The sequence below is a fragment of the Mesorhizobium sp. M2A.F.Ca.ET.067.02.1.1 genome (assembly GCF_004023285.1).
In the GTDB taxonomy this organism is placed as follows: Bacteria; Pseudomonadota; Alphaproteobacteria; order Rhizobiales; family Rhizobiaceae; genus Mesorhizobium.
This window is the reverse complement of the sequence record NZ_RZSB01001128.1, coordinates 1-1,293: the sequence shown is the minus strand read 5'-3', so window position 1 is coordinate 1,293 and position 1,293 is coordinate 1. Positions and strand designations below refer to the sequence as shown.

The window sequence follows — 1,293 nt, the reverse complement described above, 5'->3', positions numbered from 1 at the left end:
ACCTTTTCCTGGCGAAGATAGGCGGCGAGCCCTGCCGCACCGCCAAAACCGCCGACACGCACCGGCACGCCTTGCGCGACCGGACTTTCGGTGCGGCCGGCGAGCGACAGCGTGACCGAGAAATCCGCGCGACGAGCCAGCTTCCCGGCCAGTTGCCGGGCTTCCGTCGTTCCGCCGAGGATCAGAATGTTCTTCATGGGCACCATGATGCGCAGCGCCTGCGCTGCCCCTCACCCTTACCCTCTCCCCGTAAGGACGGGGAGAGGGGATCGCCAGCGTTGCAGCCAGCTCCCTTCTCCCCGTCACTATACGGGGAGAAGGTGCCGGCAGGCGGATGAGGGGCGGCGCGACGTGTCAAAAAACAAGCAGCCAACGCAAAAATGGCTCACCATCGTTGGCATCGGCGAGGACGGTGTAGCGGGTCTCGGCGACGAGGCCAAGCAGCGCATCGCGCAGGCGGAATTCGTCTTCGGCGGCAAGCGGCATCTCGCCCTCGTCTCGTCCGTGGCCAAGGGCGAAACCCGCTCATGGCCGACGCCCTTCGATGCCGAAATGCGCGACGTGCTGGCGCTCGCAGGCAAGGACGTCTGCGTGCTCGCGTCCGGCGACCCGTTCTTTCACGGCGTCGGCGTCACGCTGGCGCGCAGGGTAAAGCCGGATGAGATGCTCGTTCTCCCGGCGCCGTCGTCTTTATCGCTGGCCGCCTCCCGTCTCGGCTGGGCGCTGCAGGACGTCGAGACCATCTCACTGCATGGCCAATCGATCGACCTGATCCGGCCCCTGCTCCACCCCGGTGCGCGCCTTCTTGCCCTGACATCGGACGCAGACGGTCCGGCGGCCATCGCCGGACTGCTCGACGAACTCGGCTTCGGCCCGTCGCGGCTGACGGTCCTCGAAGCGCTCGGTGGTCCCGACGAAACGCTACGCGCCTCCCGCGCCGATGCCTTCGATCTCAAAAACATCAACCCGCTCAACGTGCTGGCGCTTGAAATTGCATCGACGCCGGATGCGCGCATCCTGCCTTTGACCATCGGCCTCGCCGACCATCTGTTCGAGCATGACGGCCAGATTACCAAGCGCGAGATCCGCGCCATCACGCTTTCAGCGCTGGCGCCGCGGCGCGGCGAGCTGCTGTGGGACATCGGCGCCGGCTCCGGCTCGATCGGCATCGAATGGATGATGGCGCATCCGTCGCTGCGCGCAATCGCCATCGAATCCAACGGCGAACGCGCCGCCCGCATCGCCCGCAACGCCACGCATTGCGGCGTGCCCGGCCTTGTCGTGGTCGAAGGA

The 1,293-nt window shown here is 66.8% G+C and carries 2 protein-coding genes; one reads left to right on the top strand and one right to left on the bottom strand.

The window, feature by feature from the left end; all coding sequences use genetic code 11:
- The coding region (locus EOA28_RS36080) for a precorrin-6A/cobalt-precorrin-6A reductase (protein WP_189342391.1) at positions 1-197 on the bottom strand (197 nt) is incomplete at its 3' end.
- 154 nt (positions 198-351) lie between these two features.
- Here EOA28_RS36080 and cbiE point away from each other — a divergent pair.
- Positions 352-1,293: precorrin-6y C5,15-methyltransferase (decarboxylating) subunit CbiE (gene cbiE, locus EOA28_RS36075; RefSeq protein WP_128315857.1), on the top strand; the 942-nt coding region annotated here is incomplete at its 3' end.